This window comes from Staphylococcus sp. Mo2-1 (genome assembly GCF_046721385.1).
GTDB classification, from domain to species: Bacteria; Bacillota; Bacilli; order Staphylococcales; family Staphylococcaceae; genus Staphylococcus; species Staphylococcus equorum_A.
Window position 1 is genome coordinate 595,900 of the sequence record NZ_JBEUUK010000001.1, and the last position, 17,825, is coordinate 613,724.

Genomic DNA, 17,825 nt, shown 5'->3' on the forward strand with positions numbered 1-17,825 from the left:
ATCATATGAGATGGTATGGCAAATTATATATCGGTATATTAATTACTATTTTATATGCTCCAATATTATTTTTAATGGTTTATTCGTTTAATGCTCGCTGGTAATATGGTTCATTTTGATGGCTTTACTTTGGAACATTATCAATCGTTATTCAATAATGACCGATTAATGTCTGTCATTTTTAATACGATTGGTGTAGCATTATTAGCCGTTGGATGTGCTACTGTAATAGGAACATTAGGTGCAATTGGCTTATATCATTTAAAAAACAAGAAATTAAAAGTTTCATTACTTACATTAAATAATGTTTTAATGGTATCTTCTGATGTTGTTATTGGCGCTTCATTTTTAATTATGTTTACTGCTATAGGACATTTTACTGGTATAGGTCTTGGGTTGATAACGGTACTTATTTCACACATTGCTTTTTGTGTTCCTATTGTGGTAATCATTGTGTTACCTAAATTGTATGAAATGAATAATCATACATTAAACGCGGCTCGTGATTTAGGTGCCACGGAGTTTCAAGTATTGAATAAGGTAATGTTGCCTCATTTAATGCCAGCAATTACCGGGGGCTTTTTTATGGCGTTGACCTATTCATTAGATGATTTCACTGTCAGTTTCTTTGTTACTGGTAATGGATTTAGTGTGCTTTCCGTAGAAGTTTATGCAATGGCAAGAAAAGGTATTAGCATGGAAATTAATGCAATATCTACCATTTTATTTGTTGGTATTATGTTAAGTATACTAGGGTATTATTTTATTAAAAAAATACTTAAGCATAAAAAACAAGTGAAACGGGGTATATTATAATGAAACGTTTTTTACAGTTAATTATAATTTCTATTGTCGTTGGTTTGATATGTTTATTTATCAGCCAAAGATTCACTTCAAAGCAAGCACTCTGAGACTGGTGAAAAAATTTATGTTTATAATTGGGGAGAATATATTGATCCTAGTTTATTAAAACAATTCCAAAAGGAAACAGGAATAGAAGTCGTTTATGAAACATTTGATTCAAATGAAGCGATGGAAGCCAAAATTAAAAATGGTGGCACTCATTATGATGTTGCTTTTCCGAGTGACTATACAGTTCAAAAATTGAAAAGACAACAATTGTTATTACCTCTAAATCATGAGAAACTACCTAATATGAAAAATCTTGATGCAGATTATCTTGATATGCCATTTGATGAAGATAATACGTATTCAATACCTTATTTTTTTGGTACTGTAGGTATTATTTACAATAAAAATGTATATCCAAATGATAATTTTGAGTCATGGAATCAGCTTTATAAAGCAAAATATAAAAATGATATATTATTAGTAGATGGTGCGAGAGAAATGATAGGTGTAGCTTTAAATAAATTAGGTTATAGTATAAATGAGACGCATTCGTCATATTTAGCAGAAGCTGAGAAAGATTTAACGCGTTTAGGACCTAATGTTAAAGGCGTGGTAGGTGATGAAATTTCAATGATGTTAGAACAGCATGAAGCAAATATTGCAGTGGTATGGAGCGGTGTTGCGGCTCCAATTGTACAACAAAATGAAGAGTTTGATTATGTAGTTCCAAAAGAAGGTTCAAATCTGTGGTTTGATAATATGGTTATACCTAAGACCACACAAAATAAAGCAGGTGCCTATAAGTTTATGAACTTTTTATTAGATGCTGAACATAGTAAACAAAATACAGAATGGGTGGGCTATGCGACACCTAATAAGGCAGACAAGAACTCAATTGCCTGAAAGCATAAAAAATGATGAACGGTTTTATCCAACAAAGGAAGAACAAGCCAATTTAGAAGTTTATAAAGATTTAGGTGAAGAGGCGTTAAGTGAATATAATGAAAGATTTTTAAATTTTAAAATGTCATTAAAATAAGTCATAGTTAGTAGTTATTTGATCGTTAATTCGATATAATAGTTTGACAAGCAATATAAGGAGTTGTAAAGACATGTCAGGAGAGCAATATACTCAAGTTAGACGTCCGGTGAGTCGACTAGCAGAAAAAGTATTAGGTTGGTTGAGTTGGATATTCTTATTATTACTAACCATTATTACGATGTTTATTGCACTAGTATCTTTTAGTAGTGAAGCATCAATACAAAATTTGGAGACTTCATTGAATGGCAATGATTTTGTTCAACAAATATTAGCGAATAATGGATTAAACACAATCCAATTTGTAATTTGGCTACAAAATGGCGTGTGGGCGATTATAGTATATTTCATTGTCTGCTTGCTTTTATCATTTTTAGCCTTAATTTCAATGAATATAAGAATTTTATCAGGATTCTTATTCTTAATCGCAACGATAGTGACGTTGCCATTAGTGTTGCTATTTGTACCATTAATTATTCCTATCCTATTTTTAATCGTGGCAATCATGATGTTTGCACGAAAAGAAAAAGTAGAAACAGTGCCCGCATATTATGCAGAAGGGTACCAAGGGCGTTATTCAAACTATGAGCAACAATCAGAACCAAACTCACCTCAATATATTGAAAAGCAACAAACTTCTGACGTAGAACAACAAAGTAATGATAATCAATTAAGAAGAGGCGGTTATAGCTCTGAAGTTGCAGAAAAAGTAAACTCTGAAAACAATGCATCTGATGAAGAACCACAAGTACTTTCTAGACAAGCAAAGTATAATTATAAGCAAAGAAAACACAATAATGTTGATGATGACAGTCAAAGTACAGAAGATGATTTCGGTCAAGTTAGCAATGTATATAATGAAGATGGTGAAGCAGTTGCCAACGAAGATCAAAGTAGCAAAGATGCAGTAACGAAGGAGCAACAAGAACAACAAGCTAAAGAAACAGAATTAGAAAATCAACGTATAGTGGAAGAAGAACAACGCCGTAAACAAGAAGCGTATGAAGCGCAACAAAGAAAACAAGCTGAGCAAGAAGAACAACAACGCCGTAAACAAGAAGAGGCTGAAGAAGCCGCTAGATTGAAGCAAGAAAAAGCTGAAGAAAAAGCACGTATTAAACAAGAGAAAAAAGAACGCAGAAAACGTGAAAAAGAAAAACGTAAACAACAACCGAGTGCAAGCAAATCAGCGTAGAAAGAATTTTGAAGAACGTAAGAAAATGACTTCACAAGATGTTGAAGAAACACAAGATACAACATCTGAAGAACAAAATGATTCTGAAACAAAAGACAAATCATAATAAAAGTTGTGTTGTTTTATAATAATTCAATTTGGTATTCAACTACTAGACTCGATTGCTCACATAATGTGAGACAATCGGGTTTTTATTTATATCGCTCTAATACAATATAATTTAGCGATAGGTCGTGGTTATTTTTAATTATTCATAAATTTGCTATGATGTAATTAATGAATTTATAGGAGGAAGCATATGAGTAGGAAAGCAGAACGTACCCTAGCATGGATAGCAATTAGTCTTAGTTTAATATACTTATTATTTATGGTTATTGCATATAATTTCATCAACGTACCAGAATTTAAAGAAGTATTTAATGAAATGAACCAACAACAAGGGACAGAAATTACCCCAGGAGCTTTTAAAGCTTCTATCGTACTACAAGGTATCTTTACACTTATTTCAACGATTTTGGCTATTATTGCGGTCTTTACAATTAAAGGTAATCGCATACTAGCAGGATGTTTATTTATTGTTTCGGCTATTATTGGTATATCTGGTGGAAACTTTATCGCAATGATTTTATGGTTAATTGTAGGTATTATGTTATTTGCGAAAAAAGATAACACGAAACAAGGTAATCAAATTAATCAGATGCCAAATTATAATATTTATAATAACGAAAAAGAAAAACAAAAGCCCCAAGCAAGAAGACATGGATCCTGAGGCAGAAATGAAACGAAAAAAAGATGATGACCCGTACATTTATTAAATGTTCCTGGCAATCATTTATAAAGATAAATAAGTAATAATAGAAAAAGCACGCGACTTAAATTCATTTTAAGTCGCGTGCTTTTTAGATATTCAGATGAATTATTTATAGAATTTGAGTAATTGTTCGAATGTTTCTTCGAGGAAGTTTAAAAAGACTTTGTCGCTTTCTAATTGTTCGGCATTTGGTGACAATGTACGAGCTACAAAGAACTCACCTTTTTTAACTTCTTTAACGCGATTGAGCGCTTTTGTAATGTCTTCATCTGACATTTCATGAATGTAAATTTTTTCTTGGCTCATATGATCAGGACTAATGCTATAGTCATTTGGTAAATTTTTAAGTGTTTCAAATTGGTCCTCGAAAGCTTTTATTTGTTGTGCTTTGTCTTTTGTTTCATGCATGATACCATACATGACAAATAATTGATTTTCAAACAGACCTATTTGAAAATGTGGTTGCATTTTATAACCGCGTTTATTTGTAGCGAATGCGACCCATGTGTCTTTTGGTGGATTAACTTTTCGACGCGCATGTTTAGCTACGTGTGGATAAAATTTTTCACCGGTTACTGTTTCTAAATATTGTGCAAAATAATCACCTAATTCATTCAGCTGTGGTCGGATACGTTCATTTAACGCTTCCATTCTTGCATCAAGACCATCAACTGTGAATGCTTTGAAATCTCTAGGTTTAAATATGTACTTAGTCATTGGGGCCTCCTGTAAACATTATATACGTCTGTATTGTAGCATAATATAATTGGATTAACATTGTCTTTGCCCATTATGTGCACCTAAAACATAACTTTATAGTGCGCGTGTATAAAAGATAAAATAGGGTATACATGTAAGAAACCATAAAATATTCAAAATATATTTTTATACATATTATTATTAGAAAATAGAAAAGTTGCGCATTAACTTTTTGAGTATTAATTACTGTATAATGAGAAGTGAATAAGGAGCTGATACAATGACTGTTTACGAGTTTGCTAAAGGTCTCATATTAGAGGCAGGGAATAATGTAAAAAAAATAATGAAAGAAGATATAGAAATAGAAACGAAATCAAATCCTAATGATTTAGTGACAAATGTAGATAAAGCTACAGAAAACTATATTTTTGAAAATATTTTACAGACATATCCTCACCACCACGTTATTGGTGAGGAAGGTCATGGCCATGACCTGAATAATGTGTCAGGTGTTGTATGGGTAGTAGATCCAATTGATGGCACATTGAATTTTGTTCATCAAAAAGAAAATTTCGCAATTTCCATTGGTATTTATAATGATGGACAACCTTATGCAGGATTTGTATATGATGTAATGAACGATGCATTATATCATGCTAAGACTGGGGAAGGAGCATTCGAAAATGAAAATCGACTTCCTGAAATAAAATCGACGCCTTTAAGTACAAGTATCATCGGTATCAATCCTAACTGGCTAACCAAACCACGTTTAGGAGAATTATTTAAACCTATAGTAGAAGAATCCAGGAGTGCCAGAGCTTATGGATCAGTCGCTTTAGAAATTATTCATGTCGCAACTGGAAAATTAGCTGGATATATTACACCTAGATTACAACCTTGGGATTTTGCAGGTGGACTCATTGTCTTAAATGAAGTAGGTGGAAAAGGTACAGATTTAATGGGAGACGCATTATCAATTTATGAACCTAGTTCGATTGTAATGGCGAATAAACAATTGCATGCTGAACTCATTGAACAACATTTTCAAAAAAATAATGAAATCATTGGATTATTGCAACAACGTTTAAAAAACAAATAATAAAAGAGCATTTTAGAAGAAAAAACAACCTATGAAAAGCGCCTCAATCCTATTTGTTAGAATTGAGACGCTTTTATAGATTGTATATAAAATTTGACTCGATTATAGCCAATCGTTTTCGCGATATTTCTTTTTTAAAGTGAAACCGTAACCAAATGTTGCAATGAATAATATAAGTGTTAAAATCATCAATGGAACATTTGTTGCGACTAAACTAAAGCTAAATAAAAGCAAGAATACTACAGCTACTACAGCAAGTACCCAGAATATTGCTTTCGATTTTTTTGTTGCATACTACCACACCTTTATAGTTTTCTTTAACCAATTATATGATATAATAAAAAAGTTGCAAAGAAAAGTGGGAATTTACTCGAGAAAGGAATTTGTATAAATGACTAATAGAAGAGAAGACGTTCGTAATATAGCTATCATCGCTCACGTTGACCATGGTAAAACAACACTAGTAGATGAGTTATTAAAACAATCAGGAATATTCCGTGAAAATGAACAAGTAGATGAAAGAGCAATGGATTCTAACGATATTGAGAGAGAACGCGGTATCACAATCCTTGCTAAAAATACAGCAGTGAATTATAAAGACAATCGAATTAATATTTTAGATACACCAGGACATGCTGACTTCGGTGGAGAAGTAGAGCGTATCATGAAAATGGTTGATGGTGTTGTACTTGTAGTAGATGCTTATGAAGGAACGATGCCACAAACACGTTTCGTATTGAAAAAAGCATTAGAGCAAAACTTAAAACCAGTTGTAGTTGTAAATAAAATTGATAAACCAGAAGCACGTCCAGAAGGCGTAGTAGATGAAGTATTAGACCTATTTATCGAGTTAGAAGCTTCTGACGAACAATTAGATTTCCCAGTCGTTTACGCGTCAGCTGTAAATGGTACTGCAAGTTTAGATGCAGAAAAACAAGATGAAAACATGCAATCTTTATACGAAACAATTATCGATTATGTACCAAGCACCAGTTGATAACAGAGACGAACCATTACAATTCCAAATCGCGCTATTAGACTATAGTGATTATCTAGGACGTATTGGTGTAGGTCGTGTGTTCCGAGGAACAATGCGTGTAGGTGACAGTGTATCTTTAATTAAATTAGACGGAACTGTTAAAAACTTCCGTGTAACAAAAATCTTTGGTTTCTTCGGATTAAAACGTGAAGAAGTTGAGGAAGCATATGCTTGGCGATTTAATTGCTGTTTCAGGAATGGAAGATATTAACGTTGGTGAAACAGTAACGCCAAGTGACCACCAAGATGCACTTCCTGTATTAAGAATTGATGAACCAACACTTGAAATGACATTTAGAGTTAACAATTCACCATTTGCAGGCCGTGAAGGTGATTATGTAACATCTCGTCAAATTCAAGAACGTCTTGATCAACAATTAGAAACAGACGTTTCATTAAAAGTTACGCCTACTGAAACTCCAGATAAATGGATTGTTGCGGGTCGTGGTGAATTACATTTATCAATCTTAATAGAAAACATGAGACGTGAAGGCTTTGAATTACAAGTATCTAAACCTCAAGTTATTTTAAAAGAGATTGATGGTGTGAAATGTGAACCGTTTGAACGTGTACAATGTGAAGTGCCGCAAGAGTATACAGGTCCTGTAATCGAGTCATTAGGCCAACGTAAAGGTGAAATGCTTGATATGGTTACAACAGATAATGGCTTAACACGCATTCTCTTTATGGTTCCGGCTCGTGGTTTAATTGGTTATACTACAGAATTTATGTCTCAAACTCGTGGTTATGGTATTATTAACCATACATTTGAAGAATTCAGACCACGTGTTAAAGGTCGTATCGGTGGCAGAAGAAACGGTGCACTTGTATCTCTTGATCAAGGTAAAGCTAGTGCTTATGCAATTATGGGCTTAGAAGACCGTGGTACAAACTTCATGGAACCTGGTACTGAAGTATATGAAGGTATGGTTGTTGGTGAACATAACCGTGATAATGACTTAACAGTTAACGTTACAAAAGAAAAAAACCAAACAAACGTACGTTCTGCTAATAAAGACCAAACTGTAAGTATGAAACGCCCAAGAATTTTAACTTTAGAAGAAGCATTACAATTTATCAATGACGATGAACTTGTAGAAGTTACACCAGAAAATATCCGTATTAGAAAAACAGTTCTAGAAAAATCAGCACGTGAAAAAGAATCTAAACGTGTCAAACAAATGATGCAAGATAATGAATAATTAAATAAGATTTAATAAAAGAACCAAACTAGATAATAATTTCTAGTTTGGTTCTTTTATTTTAGAATTGGCATCTAAGATACCACGATTAAGTAAATTAAATATATATTGTTACTAACAACATATGTACATGATGTTTTATAACATATAAAAATAGCTAATCATTTAACAATTTGAGTCGCATTTTGTTACGGCTCATAATTATTGAATAATTAGCTATTATAATTATAAAGTTAGTTTATTAAATTGATGTGATAGAAAACTATGTGTTAAAGATGATTATAAGTCGTTACTTGATTGCGCTGTTTAGGTGTATCAAGTCTACTTTTACACTCATCACACATAAATGTGTGCATCGGATCATTTCTAAGTCTTTTCGCTTCTAATGTATTTTGATCGATAAATACTTCCATATCACAAATAATACATTGAACTTTTTTCATATTTAGATCACCTCAATATGAGTAACATATGCAAATTGGTAAGAATAACCTTCATTTGGAATGTAAACAAAGCTATCTACGCTATAGTCATCATATAATCTTTTACCATCTTTAGCGAATTGGAAAAAGAGGTAAGGTAATAAGTCAATCGGAACCTCGATAGCATCATTTTCATTATATAAACGGATTGCTTTTGCCGAATCATGTGGTTCAGCATTTTTGAAAAAAGGTGCCATATTGATAACAAATGATTGTTCCAATACTGCACGTCTTTTATATTTTATTTCAGAATTTAAAGTTGGTGGATTAGTTTGACCTTCCAAAATTGCACGATTCCATTCACGGTTATCGTCAAAATTGATTGGTTTTGTACCGTCAAATACACCTTTTTCTAAATCTTCAATTTGTACTTTTCTATCATCAAAAATCCAAGTTGTACTATCTAATGATATTGGAAATTTAACTGCGCCCTTAATTTGAATCATAGTCCCACTCCTATTTGTATATCTTATCTATCTTTATAACAAAAATATGTAAAAATGAATTTTTTGTGAATATTTTTCACTTGTAAGTGAACATTTCATATACGCATTGTACTATAAAATTCGTGTTGAAATAAAACGTTTACACAACAGATGCCGGCAGGCTGACGATTCCATAAATAAATATATTTGAGATAAAGATTTCTTTAATATCAATATTATCACAAATAACACGGTTTAGTATATTAAGGAATTCACTTGCTTTTTATGAATCAGTAAGATACACTTCTACATATAAAGTTACAATTGATAGGGGGGAGTATGTCATGGTAAAGAACCAAAAAATGAACAGTGCGGCATATGACCAATTGAATAAAGATGCTGATAGGATTCTCCAACTTATAAAAGTACAAATGGATAATCTGACGTTACCTCAATGCCCGTTATATGAAGAAGTACTCGATACTCAAATGTTTGGATTGCAAAAAGAAGTAGATTTTGCTGTTCAACTCGGTTTAGTCGATATAGAAGTGGGCAAAGATTTAATGCTACGATTAGAAAAAGAACTTTCTAAATTGCATGACGCATTTACTAATGTTTAATATGGTTAAATAAATAGAATTTTTAGCTGGAAAGAGTTTAACCAGCTTTAAAATTACACACAACTTGTATAAGTAGTAACTTCAAAACTACATAACATATTTCAGAGTGGCTGGGACATCAATATATTGTTGATTGCATCGCGACCATTTTCTTTTGTTTAAAATAGACAAATGACGAAATTAATGGTTAAAATAATGGTATTTAGTGTTATATTTGTTCGAAATATTAGAGTAATGTTTGATATAATGTTAAAAGTGTAATTTATTTTTTATGAAACAGACCCAATATCTTAAGACGATTTACAACAATAAATATCGTTTTAAAGTTACGAATTTGAGCTGGTAATGATAAATGATATTAATAATTAGAATTGGATGATATGTCAAATGAATAACATAAAACAATTTTTTCGATATATTGGTAGAAATGCCAAATTTATTGATTATCCGTTAGTAATTACATATATTTTATTATGTCTAATAGGCTTAGTAATGGTATATAGCGCAAGTATGGTTGCGGCTACAAAAGGTTCATTGACAGGTGGCGTTCCAGTGACTGGGACTTACTTTTATACAAGACAATTAATGTATGTAATCATGAGTTTAATTCTTGTCTTTTTCATGGCATTCTTTATGAATGTCAAATTCCTTGAATCCATCAGATTTCAGAAATGGATGATGATGATAATGGTTGGTTTACTCTTAGCCACTTTACTTGTAGGAAGTAATATTAATGGTTCGAAAAGTTGGCTCAATTTAGGTTTTATGAACCTACAAGCTTCGGAACTATTGAAAATTGCAATCATTGTATATATACCTTATATGATAGAAAAGAAACGACCGAAAGTTTTTAAAGAACCAAAAATATTAGCATCACCGATTATTTTGGCATCAATTTGTATAGCACTTGTACTTTTACAAAGAGATGTAGGACAAACGCTATTAATTTTAATTATCTTCTTTTCAATCATATTTTATGCAGGTATTGGTGTTCAAAAATCACTCAAATATGGTTTGATGATTTTGTTCGGTGTAGTTATTATAGGCTCACTGTTCTTACTATTAGGATTAGTTCCAGATTACTTGACTGCCCGTTTTAGTACATTAACAAATCCATTTAGTAATGAAGAAGGTACTGGGTATCATATCTCTAACTCCTTGATTGCAATCGGAAATGGTGGACTGTTTGGACGAGGGTTAGGTAATAGTATTATGAAATTAGGATACTTACCAGAGCCACATACTGATTTTATCTTTTCGATTATTGCTGAAGAGTTAGGCTTGGTAGGTCGCGTCGTCGTGATATGCTTACTATTCTTTATAGTTTACAGAGCATTTGAACTAGCAAATAAAACTAACTCTTACTTTTACAAGTTGGTTTGTGTAGGTATTGCAAGTTATATCGGTAGTCAAACATTTGTTAACTTAGGTGGTATTTCAGGTACAATTCCGTTAACAGGTGTGCCATTACCATTCATAAGCTTTGGTGGCTCTTCAATGATTAGTTTAAGTATCGCTATGGGTCTACTGCTAATTACAGCGAAACAAATTAAAATCGAAGAATTAAGAAAGAAAAAAGCAAATAAAATTAACAATAATCCAGGGATCTCCAGAAAATCATAAGTTAGTTTGTTATGGTAGTTATGATATAAAAAATGTAATTTGTAAAAGCAAACGTTACAACAGTAAAATGTTGAAAACGTTTGCTTATTTTTATAATTAGACATCTTAATTTTGAAAAACTTAGTGTTTTTAAAGTTAATGATAATAAAAAGTTATCAATTTTAATAATTTTTTATTATAGTTAAGCTATGATATAATTCCATAGAAATGCGCGTATACTACAGTGTTTAGAGACTATCACAGACGGATAAAATTTTATCTATCAGTGATCACAATTCAACCGTTTAAGTAGTTATTCTAGAATATACGAACAAACTTTTATTTGTATACATTGTTCGCATTTTGCTATAATGGTTTCTATATCAAACTTTTTAGAAAATTCAAATTTTAAGGGGGACCATGTTGTGAAAAAAATAAATAAACTTATGGTAGCCAATCGTGGAGAAATAGCAATAAGGATTTTTAGAGCGAGCAACTGAGTTAAATGTACAAACAGTTGCGATTTATTCAAATGAAGATAAAGGGTCTTTACATAGATATAAAGCGGATGAATCATACTTAGTAGGCGAAGATTTAGGTCCTGCAGAATCATATTTAGATATTGAACGCATTTTAGAAGTGGCGAAACGTGCCGATGTAGATGCAATTCATCCTGGTTATGGTTTTTTAAGTGAAAATGAAACATTTGCACGCAGATGTCAGGAAGAAGGCATCAAATTTATTGGGCCTCGTGTGGAGCATTTAGATATGTTTGGGGACAAAGTTAAAGCAAGATCAACAGCAATTAAAGCAGATTTAAGAGTTATCCCAGGTACTGATGGACCGATTGATAATCAAAAAGATGCTATAGCTTTTGCAAATGAAGCAGGCTATCCACTTATGATTAAAGCAACAAGTGGTGGCGGTGGTAAAGGCATGCGTATCGTCCATGCAGAAGATGAATTAGAGGACGCATTCCACCGTGCTAAGTCTGAAGCTGAAAAATCATTCGGTAATAGTGAAGTATATATTGAAAAATACATTGATAATCCAAAACATATAGAAGTTCAAATTATCGGAGATGAACATGGCAATATCGTACACTTGTATGAACGTGATTGCTCTGTGCAACGACGTCATCAAAAAGTAGTGGAAGTAGCGCCTTCTGTTGCATTGTCTGATGATTTAAGAGAACAAATTTCTGATGCTCGCGATCCAACTTATGGAAAATATAAAATATGTTAACGCAGGTACTGTAGAATTCTTAGTATCAGGAGATGAGTTCTATTTCATAGAAGTGAACCCACGTGTGCAAGTTGAACATACAATTACTGAAATGGTTACAGGTGTGGATATTGTTAAAACTCAAATACTTGTAGCAGACGGCGAAGTATTATTTGATGATGAAATTAGTATGCCAAAACAAAAAGATATTCAAACGTTAGGATACGCTATACAATGTCGTATTACTACTGAAGATCCTACAAATGATTTCATGCCTGATACGGGTAGAATTATAGCTTATCGTTCAAGTGGCGGCTTTGGGGTTAGATTAGACGCTGGTGATGGTTTCCAAGGTGCAGAAATTTCACCATATTATGATTCATTACTTGTGAAACTATCTACGCATGCGATGTCATTTAAACAAGCAAATGAAAAAATGGATCGTTCGTTACAAGAAATGAGAATACGTGGCGTTAAAACCAATGTGCCATTCTTGATTAATGTGATGAGACATGAACAATTTAAAACAGGCGATTATACAACGAAATTTATCGAGAAAACGCCAGAACTTTTTGATATAGCACCAACACTTGACCGTGGTACAAAAACACTAGAATATATAGGTAATGTTTCAATAAATGGTTTCCCTAATGTCGAAAAACGACCAAAGCCAATTTACGAAGTATCTCCAATTCCGAAGATTGCTAAAAAAGAAGTTGATCAATTAGAAGGTACTAAGCAACTATTAGACGCACAAGGACCTAAAGCAGTTGCAGATTGGTTAAAACAACAAGAAGACGTATTAATTACAGACACAACATTTAGAGATGCACATCAATCATTACTTGCTACTCGTGTACGTACGAAAGATATGATGAACATTGCTTCTAAAACTGCAGATGTAATGAAAGATAGCTTTTCATTAGAGATGTGGGGTGGTGCAACATTCGATGTCGCATTTAACTTCTTAAAAGAAAACCCGTGGGAAAGATTGGAAAGATTGAGAAAAGCTGTTCCAAATGTACTATTCCAAATGTTACTACGTGCTTCTAATGCAGTTGGTTATAAAAACTACCCTGACAACGTAATTAAAAAGTTTGTCAAAGAGAGTGCAGACGCTGGAATTGATGTATTCCGCATATTTGATTCATTAAACTGGGTAGATCAAATGAAAATAGCAAACGAAGCAGTACAAGAAGCAGGTAAAATTTCGGAAGGTGCAATTTGTTATACAGGCGATATTTTGAATCCGAATCGTTCTGACCTGTACACGTTAGAATATTATGTGAATATGGCGAAAGAACTTGAGAGAGAAGGATTCCATATTTTAGCGATTAAAGATATGGCCGGCTTATTGAAACCTAAAGCTGCGAACGAGTTAATTGGAGAATTAAAAGCTGCAGTAGATTTACCTATCCATCTGCATACACATGATACAAGTGGCAATGGCATACTTGTTTACAAACAAGCGATAGATGCTTGGCGTAGATGTCATTGATACTGCTGTAGCGTCAATGAGTGGCTTAACAAGTCAACCAAGTTCTAATTCGTTATATTATGCATTAAACGGTTTTGGTAGAAATGTGCGTGCAGATATTGATGGCATGGAAGAATTATCTCATTATTGGGGTACAGTGCGTCAGTATTATAGTGATTTTGAAAGTGATATTAAATCACCTAATACTGAAATTTACCAACACGAAATGCCAGGTGGACAATATTCAAACTTAAGTCAACAAGCTAAAAGTTTAGGGCTGGGCAATAGATTTAATGAAGTGAAAGAAATGTACAAACGTGTCAACTTCTTATTTGGCGATATTGTAAAAGTAACACCTTCTTCTAAAGTAGTAGGTGATATGGCTCTATACATGGTACAAAATGATTTAGATGAACAAACTATCATCGATGATGGTTATAAATTAGATTTCCCTGAATCTGTTGTATCGTTCTTTAAAGGGGAAATTGGCCAACCAGTAAGTGGCTTTAATAAACAATTGCAAAAAGTCATCTTAAAAGGTCAAACAGCTTTAACAGATAGACCAGGTGAATACCTAGAGCCTGTTGATTTTGAAGCGGTTAGAAAAGAATTAGAAGAGAAACAAGAAAGAGAAGTTACAGAACAAGATATAATCAGTTATGTGTTATATCCAAAAGTTTATGAACAGTTTATCTCAACGCGAGAACAATTTGGTAATGTATCATTATTAGATACGCCAACGTTCTTCTTTGGTATGAGATCTAACGAGACGGTAGAAATTGAAATTGATACAGGTAAGAGACTCATCATCACACTTAAGACGATTACAGAGCCAGATGAAAAAGGTATTCGTACAATTTTCTATGATATGAATGGTCAAGCACGTCGTATCTTCATTCAAGATGAAAACGTCAAGGCAAGTGAAAGTGTGAAACCAAAAGCAGATAAATTAAATCCAAATCATATCGGAGCTCAGATGCCAGGTTCAGTTACTGAAGTCAAAATTTCAGAAGGCGAATCTGTTACGAGCGGTCAAGCTTTATTAATTACAGAAGCAATGAAAATGGAAACAACAATCCAATCACCATTTGATGGTGTGGTTAAGAAGGTTACAGTTCAAAGTGGAGAAGCAATCCAAACAGGTGACTTATTGATTGAAATTGAAAAAGAACCAGTAGATTAAATTAATTATTGTACAATTAAACAGCCGTCAGGTTCCCCTAAATAGGAATCTGACGGCTGTTTTATGTTGGAATTTTTAAAATGTAAGCACAAATAAAAATAAATATATGTAACGCAATTAATGAAAAAACGCTATTTGTAAGAAGGAATAGATATTGATATCAATGCAGTAAGGTGTACTTAATGAATAATATCTATAAAAAAAACCAAATGCCATTTCAGCATTTGGTTTGTCTAAGTACTTTTTTGTTTATTAACCAATAAAAATTATTTATCCGCCACTTCGAATTGTTCGAAGCATTAGTACTATAAAGTATGCGATTAAGCCAAACAATATAGTAATAAATAGCGCATGTAACAAAGCAATGAATAGATTAACATTTGTCATCATAGATAAAGCACCTGTAATAACTTGTAAAACGACTAAGACAAAGGCAGCTGTATAACCAAAACGTATTGTACGATTATGGCTATAATTTTTTACTGCATGGATAAATGTAAGTAATATCCAAATGAAAGCAATTAAAGCCATACCTCTATGCGTAAAGTTTACCCAGTCTTGTACATTATGCGGTATGATATCGTCAAATGGCAGTGGCCATTTACCATATGCTAAGCTGGCTTCTTTGTGTCTTACTAGTGCTCCCGTGTATATAGTTAAATATACAACAATTGCCATAATCCATGTATAAATTCTTAATGGCTTTCTGATAAATAGCTCATCAGCTTCATATTTTCGATCAATTTCAAAAATAATTAAAGTTAAGACAAACACTGATGAGAATGAAATCAATGAAATACCAAAGTGTAAAGCTAACGTATAAGAATTTTGTTGCCACATTACTGCTGCTGCACCAACAAGCGCTTGGATGACTAAGAATCCAACACTTATAATACTTAACGGTTTTACTTCTTTAATATAACCAATATGTTTCCAAGCAACTATCGCTAACCATAAGACAACAAGCATGGATATGCCTGAAACTGCACGGTGACTTAATTCAATCAACGTTTGAATTGGTAAATTTTGAGGTAAAAATGCACCATGACATAATGGCCAGTCAGAGCCACATCCATCTGCTGAACCAGTCTTGGTAACTAAGGCACCACCCAATTGAACAAAAGCCATAATGAGTGTTGCTAAAACAGATAACCATTTTAGGTTTTTTTTGCTAAACAAGAATTAACCCCCCACTTATATGTAAAACTCTTGAGACACTAAATTACATTCAGTTGTAACATCATTTGTCGTAATTATTGTAATTATTAATCTCGAAAAGACATACTTATAAAATTTAAATAAATCTTAACTAACATTATAACAAGAAATATAGATTAAATTGTGTCACAAAAATGACTATTTGTGAAAGTCGTTAAAGTGTCACAAATAACTTTACATAAATGTAGTCAATAACACAAATTTAATATATCATTGTATTATATGAAAAAAATAGGAGGGAAATTATGAACAAAGAACAAACTTTGTCACATAATTCTAGTCGTGTAACTTTTAAAGAGTTACAGCAAATCATCAAAATGGGGCTTGTACAAGGAAACTTACTACCCGCATTTGTCTGGTTCATGGCTTGCAATTGTGTTGGCGAATCATTCCTTCCTCTCGTCAATACCACAAATCTTAATGATGTTGGTGGGCTCTACGTTAATTATGGGGGGCGCATGTGCTTTAAATAATTACTATGATCAAGATATTGACAGTATCATGCCAAGTAAACAACAGAGACCAACAGTTAATGAGAGAATCTCAGAAAGAAATTTATTGATTCTCAGTTTTGGAATGATGCTTATAGGGGAGGCATTACTATTTGCGTTAAACATACCTTCGGGAGTAATTGGCTTGATAGGCATCGTTGGGTATGTTTCATTTTATTCTATTTGGTCTAAACGTCATACAGTTTGGAATACAGTCATTGGTAGTTTTCCAGGTGCAGTGCCACCATTAATTGGTTGGACTGCAATCGAAGGAAACCTCAGTTTGGTAGCAGTAGCACTATTCTTAGTAGTATTCTGTTGGCAACCAGTTCATTTTTATGCGTTAGCAATTAAACGTAAAGATGAATATTCATTAGCAAATATCCCAATGCTACCATCTGTTAAAGGGTTTAGCCGTACGAGAGTGAGCATGTTTATATGGCTTGTATTCTTACTACCACTACCATTTTTACTTAGCACATTAGGCACAACGTTTATTGTGATAGCAACATTGTTAAATTTAGGTTGGGTATATATGTGGTTAACAAGCTTTAAGAAAGATTTAGATCAAACGAAATGGGCGACAAAAATGTTCGTTTATTCATTGAATTATTTAGTAGTATTCTTTGTGCTCGTTGTCGTCGTGTCATTAATTCAAATGTTCTAATAATTAATAATGAGGATGTAATATATGAATTTACCAATTTTACCTACTTTAAGTACAAGTTTTATAGTTATTAGTGCTATCTTAGTTGCAATAGGTTGGCGCAAAATTTGGAAAAGAGAAATCGAAAGTCATAAAAAAGTAATGCTAAGTGCGGCATTTTTTGCACTCGCGTTCTTTATCATTTATGCTTCGAGAACGATTTTCGTTGGTAACACTGCTTTCGGCGGTCCTGATTCAATGAAGATTTATTACACTATATTCTTAGTATTCCATATCAACTTAGCAACAATTGGCGCAATTTTAGGTGTATCACAAATTATCACGGCCTTTAAAGAGAAATTTAAAGTGCATAGATTTGTCGGTCCAATTGCATCAATTGTATGGTTCTTCACTGCAATCACTGGTTTAGCAGTATACGCATTACTTTATGTAATCTATCCTGGCGGAGAAACAACATCGCTAATCAAAGCAACGTTTGGATTATAACTAATGTTTAAATG

General features: G+C 32.9%; 11 protein-coding genes and 6 pseudogenes. 12 read left to right on the plus strand and 5 right to left on the minus strand.

Annotation, left to right across the window (positions count from 1 at the left end):
• Positions 1-5: 5 nt before the first annotated feature.
• The 5 genes and pseudogenes from ABLV95_RS02990 to ABLV95_RS03010 all read left to right on the plus strand — a co-directional run bounded on the left by ABLV95_RS02990 (position 6) and on the right by ABLV95_RS03010 (position 3,855).
• A pseudogene (locus tag ABLV95_RS02990) lies at positions 6-816 on the plus strand (ABC transporter permease).
• Positions 816-1,891 (plus strand): annotated as a pseudogene (locus ABLV95_RS02995) (ABC transporter substrate-binding protein). Before ABLV95_RS02990 ends, ABLV95_RS02995 begins: the two co-directional pseudogenes overlap by 1 nt.
• 73 nt (positions 1,892-1,964) lie before the next feature.
• Positions 1,965-3,086: a lipoteichoic acid stability factor AuxB gene (gene auxB, locus ABLV95_RS03000; RefSeq protein ID WP_460876339.1), complete on the plus strand. Its 1,122-nt coding sequence runs from the start codon at positions 1,965-1,967 to the stop codon at positions 3,084-3,086.
• Positions 3,037-3,192, plus strand: coding sequence for a hypothetical protein (locus ABLV95_RS03005; RefSeq protein ID WP_460876341.1), 156 nt, complete (start codon positions 3,037-3,039; stop codon positions 3,190-3,192). Before auxB ends, ABLV95_RS03005 begins: the two co-directional genes overlap by 50 nt.
• 192 nt (positions 3,193-3,384) lie before the next feature.
• The gene (locus ABLV95_RS03010) at positions 3,385-3,855 is read left to right on the plus strand and encodes a DUF4064 domain-containing protein (RefSeq protein ID WP_460876342.1); all 471 of its coding nucleotides are present in this window, start codon (positions 3,385-3,387) and stop codon (positions 3,853-3,855) included.
• Between the two features lie 147 nt (positions 3,856-4,002).
• Here ABLV95_RS03010 and ABLV95_RS03015 read toward each other — a convergent pair whose 3' ends face one another.
• Positions 4,003-4,614 carry a YktB family protein gene (locus tag ABLV95_RS03015; protein WP_427704966.1) on the minus strand — a complete coding sequence of 204 codons (612 nt, stop codon included), beginning with the start codon at positions 4,612-4,614 and terminating at the stop codon, positions 4,003-4,005.
• A 262-nt stretch (positions 4,615-4,876) separates the two neighbouring features.
• Between ABLV95_RS03015 and ABLV95_RS03020 the strand changes: the two genes are divergently transcribed.
• Positions 4,877-5,695: an inositol monophosphatase family protein gene (locus ABLV95_RS03020; protein WP_460876344.1), complete on the plus strand. Its 819-nt coding sequence runs from the start codon at positions 4,877-4,879 to the stop codon at positions 5,693-5,695.
• Positions 5,696-5,797: 102 nt separating this feature from the next.
• On the opposite strand, the pseudogene ABLV95_RS03025 reads toward ABLV95_RS03020, so the two are convergent.
• Positions 5,798-5,980, minus strand: a pseudogene (locus tag ABLV95_RS03025) (DUF5325 family protein); the annotation flags it as partial.
• Between the two features lie 106 nt (positions 5,981-6,086).
• Between ABLV95_RS03025 and typA the strand changes: the two are divergent.
• Positions 6,087-7,936: pseudogene (typA, locus tag ABLV95_RS03030) on the plus strand (translational GTPase TypA).
• A 269-nt stretch (positions 7,937-8,205) separates the two neighbouring features.
• Here typA and ABLV95_RS03035 read toward each other — a convergent pair.
• Together ABLV95_RS03035 and ABLV95_RS03040 are read right to left on the minus strand one after the other, a co-directional pair.
• Positions 8,206-8,379 (minus strand): DUF2197 domain-containing protein, encoded by a 174-nt coding sequence (locus ABLV95_RS03035; RefSeq protein WP_081325282.1) that lies wholly within the window; start codon positions 8,377-8,379, stop codon positions 8,206-8,208.
• A 2-nt stretch (positions 8,380-8,381) separates the two neighbouring features.
• Positions 8,382-8,864 carry a hypothetical protein gene (locus ABLV95_RS03040; RefSeq protein WP_285322970.1) on the minus strand — a complete coding sequence of 161 codons (483 nt, stop codon included), beginning with the start codon at positions 8,862-8,864 and terminating at the stop codon, positions 8,382-8,384.
• Between the two features lie 323 nt (positions 8,865-9,187).
• On the opposite strand from ABLV95_RS03040, the gene ABLV95_RS03045 reads away from it, so the two are divergent.
• The 3 genes and pseudogenes from ABLV95_RS03045 to ABLV95_RS03055 all read left to right on the plus strand — a co-directional run bounded on the left by ABLV95_RS03045 (position 9,188) and on the right by ABLV95_RS03055 (position 14,949).
• Positions 9,188-9,463, plus strand: a complete 276-nt coding sequence (locus ABLV95_RS03045; protein ID WP_069832442.1) for an Fpa/YlaN family protein — start codon at positions 9,188-9,190, stop codon at positions 9,461-9,463.
• A 387-nt stretch (positions 9,464-9,850) separates the two neighbouring features.
• Entirely contained in the window at positions 9,851-11,086 is a 1,236-nt protein-coding gene (gene ftsW, locus ABLV95_RS03050) for a cell division peptidoglycan polymerase FtsW (protein WP_460876347.1), read from the plus strand.
• Between the two features lie 404 nt (positions 11,087-11,490).
• Positions 11,491-14,949: pseudogene (locus ABLV95_RS03055) on the plus strand (pyruvate carboxylase).
• 270 nt (positions 14,950-15,219) lie between these two features.
• Here the strand turns inward: ABLV95_RS03055 and ABLV95_RS03060 are convergent.
• A complete protein-coding gene (locus ABLV95_RS03060) occupies positions 15,220-16,128 on the minus strand; it encodes a COX15/CtaA family protein (protein WP_427704959.1) in 909 nt (302 codons plus the stop codon).
• Positions 16,129-16,412: 284 nt separating this feature from the next.
• Here ABLV95_RS03060 and cyoE point away from each other — a divergent pair.
• Both cyoE and ABLV95_RS03070 read left to right on the plus strand, forming a co-directional pair.
• Positions 16,413-17,325: pseudogene (gene cyoE / locus ABLV95_RS03065) on the plus strand (heme o synthase).
• 24 nt (positions 17,326-17,349) lie between these two features.
• Complete coding sequence (locus tag ABLV95_RS03070) at positions 17,350-17,811, plus strand: DUF420 domain-containing protein (protein ID WP_069816359.1); 462 nt, start codon at positions 17,350-17,352, stop codon at positions 17,809-17,811.
• Positions 17,812-17,825: the final 14 nt, after the last annotated feature.

Excerpts from the sequence above, each read along its gene's own strand:
- auxB (WP_460876339.1), top strand. The coding sequence starts at position 1,965 with ATGTCAGGAGAGCAATATACTCAAGTTAGACGTCCGGTGAGTCGACTA.
- ABLV95_RS03010 (WP_460876342.1), top strand. The coding sequence starts at position 3,385 with ATGAGTAGGAAAGCAGAACGTACCCTAGCATGGATAGCAATTAGTCTT.
- ABLV95_RS03015 (WP_427704966.1), bottom strand. The coding sequence starts at position 4,614 with ATGACTAAGTACATATTTAAACCTAGAGATTTCAAAGCATTCACAGTT.
- ABLV95_RS03020 (WP_460876344.1), top strand. The coding sequence starts at position 4,877 with ATGACTGTTTACGAGTTTGCTAAAGGTCTCATATTAGAGGCAGGGAAT.
- ABLV95_RS03035 (WP_081325282.1), bottom strand. The coding sequence starts at position 8,379 with ATGAAAAAAGTTCAATGTATTATTTGTGATATGGAAGTATTTATCGAT.
- ABLV95_RS03040 (WP_285322970.1), bottom strand. The coding sequence starts at position 8,864 with ATGATTCAAATTAAGGGCGCAGTTAAATTTCCAATATCATTAGATAGT.
- ABLV95_RS03045 (WP_069832442.1), top strand. The coding sequence starts at position 9,188 with ATGGTAAAGAACCAAAAAATGAACAGTGCGGCATATGACCAATTGAAT.
- ftsW (WP_460876347.1), top strand. The coding sequence starts at position 9,851 with ATGAATAACATAAAACAATTTTTTCGATATATTGGTAGAAATGCCAAA.
- ABLV95_RS03070 (WP_069816359.1), top strand. The coding sequence starts at position 17,350 with ATGAATTTACCAATTTTACCTACTTTAAGTACAAGTTTTATAGTTATT.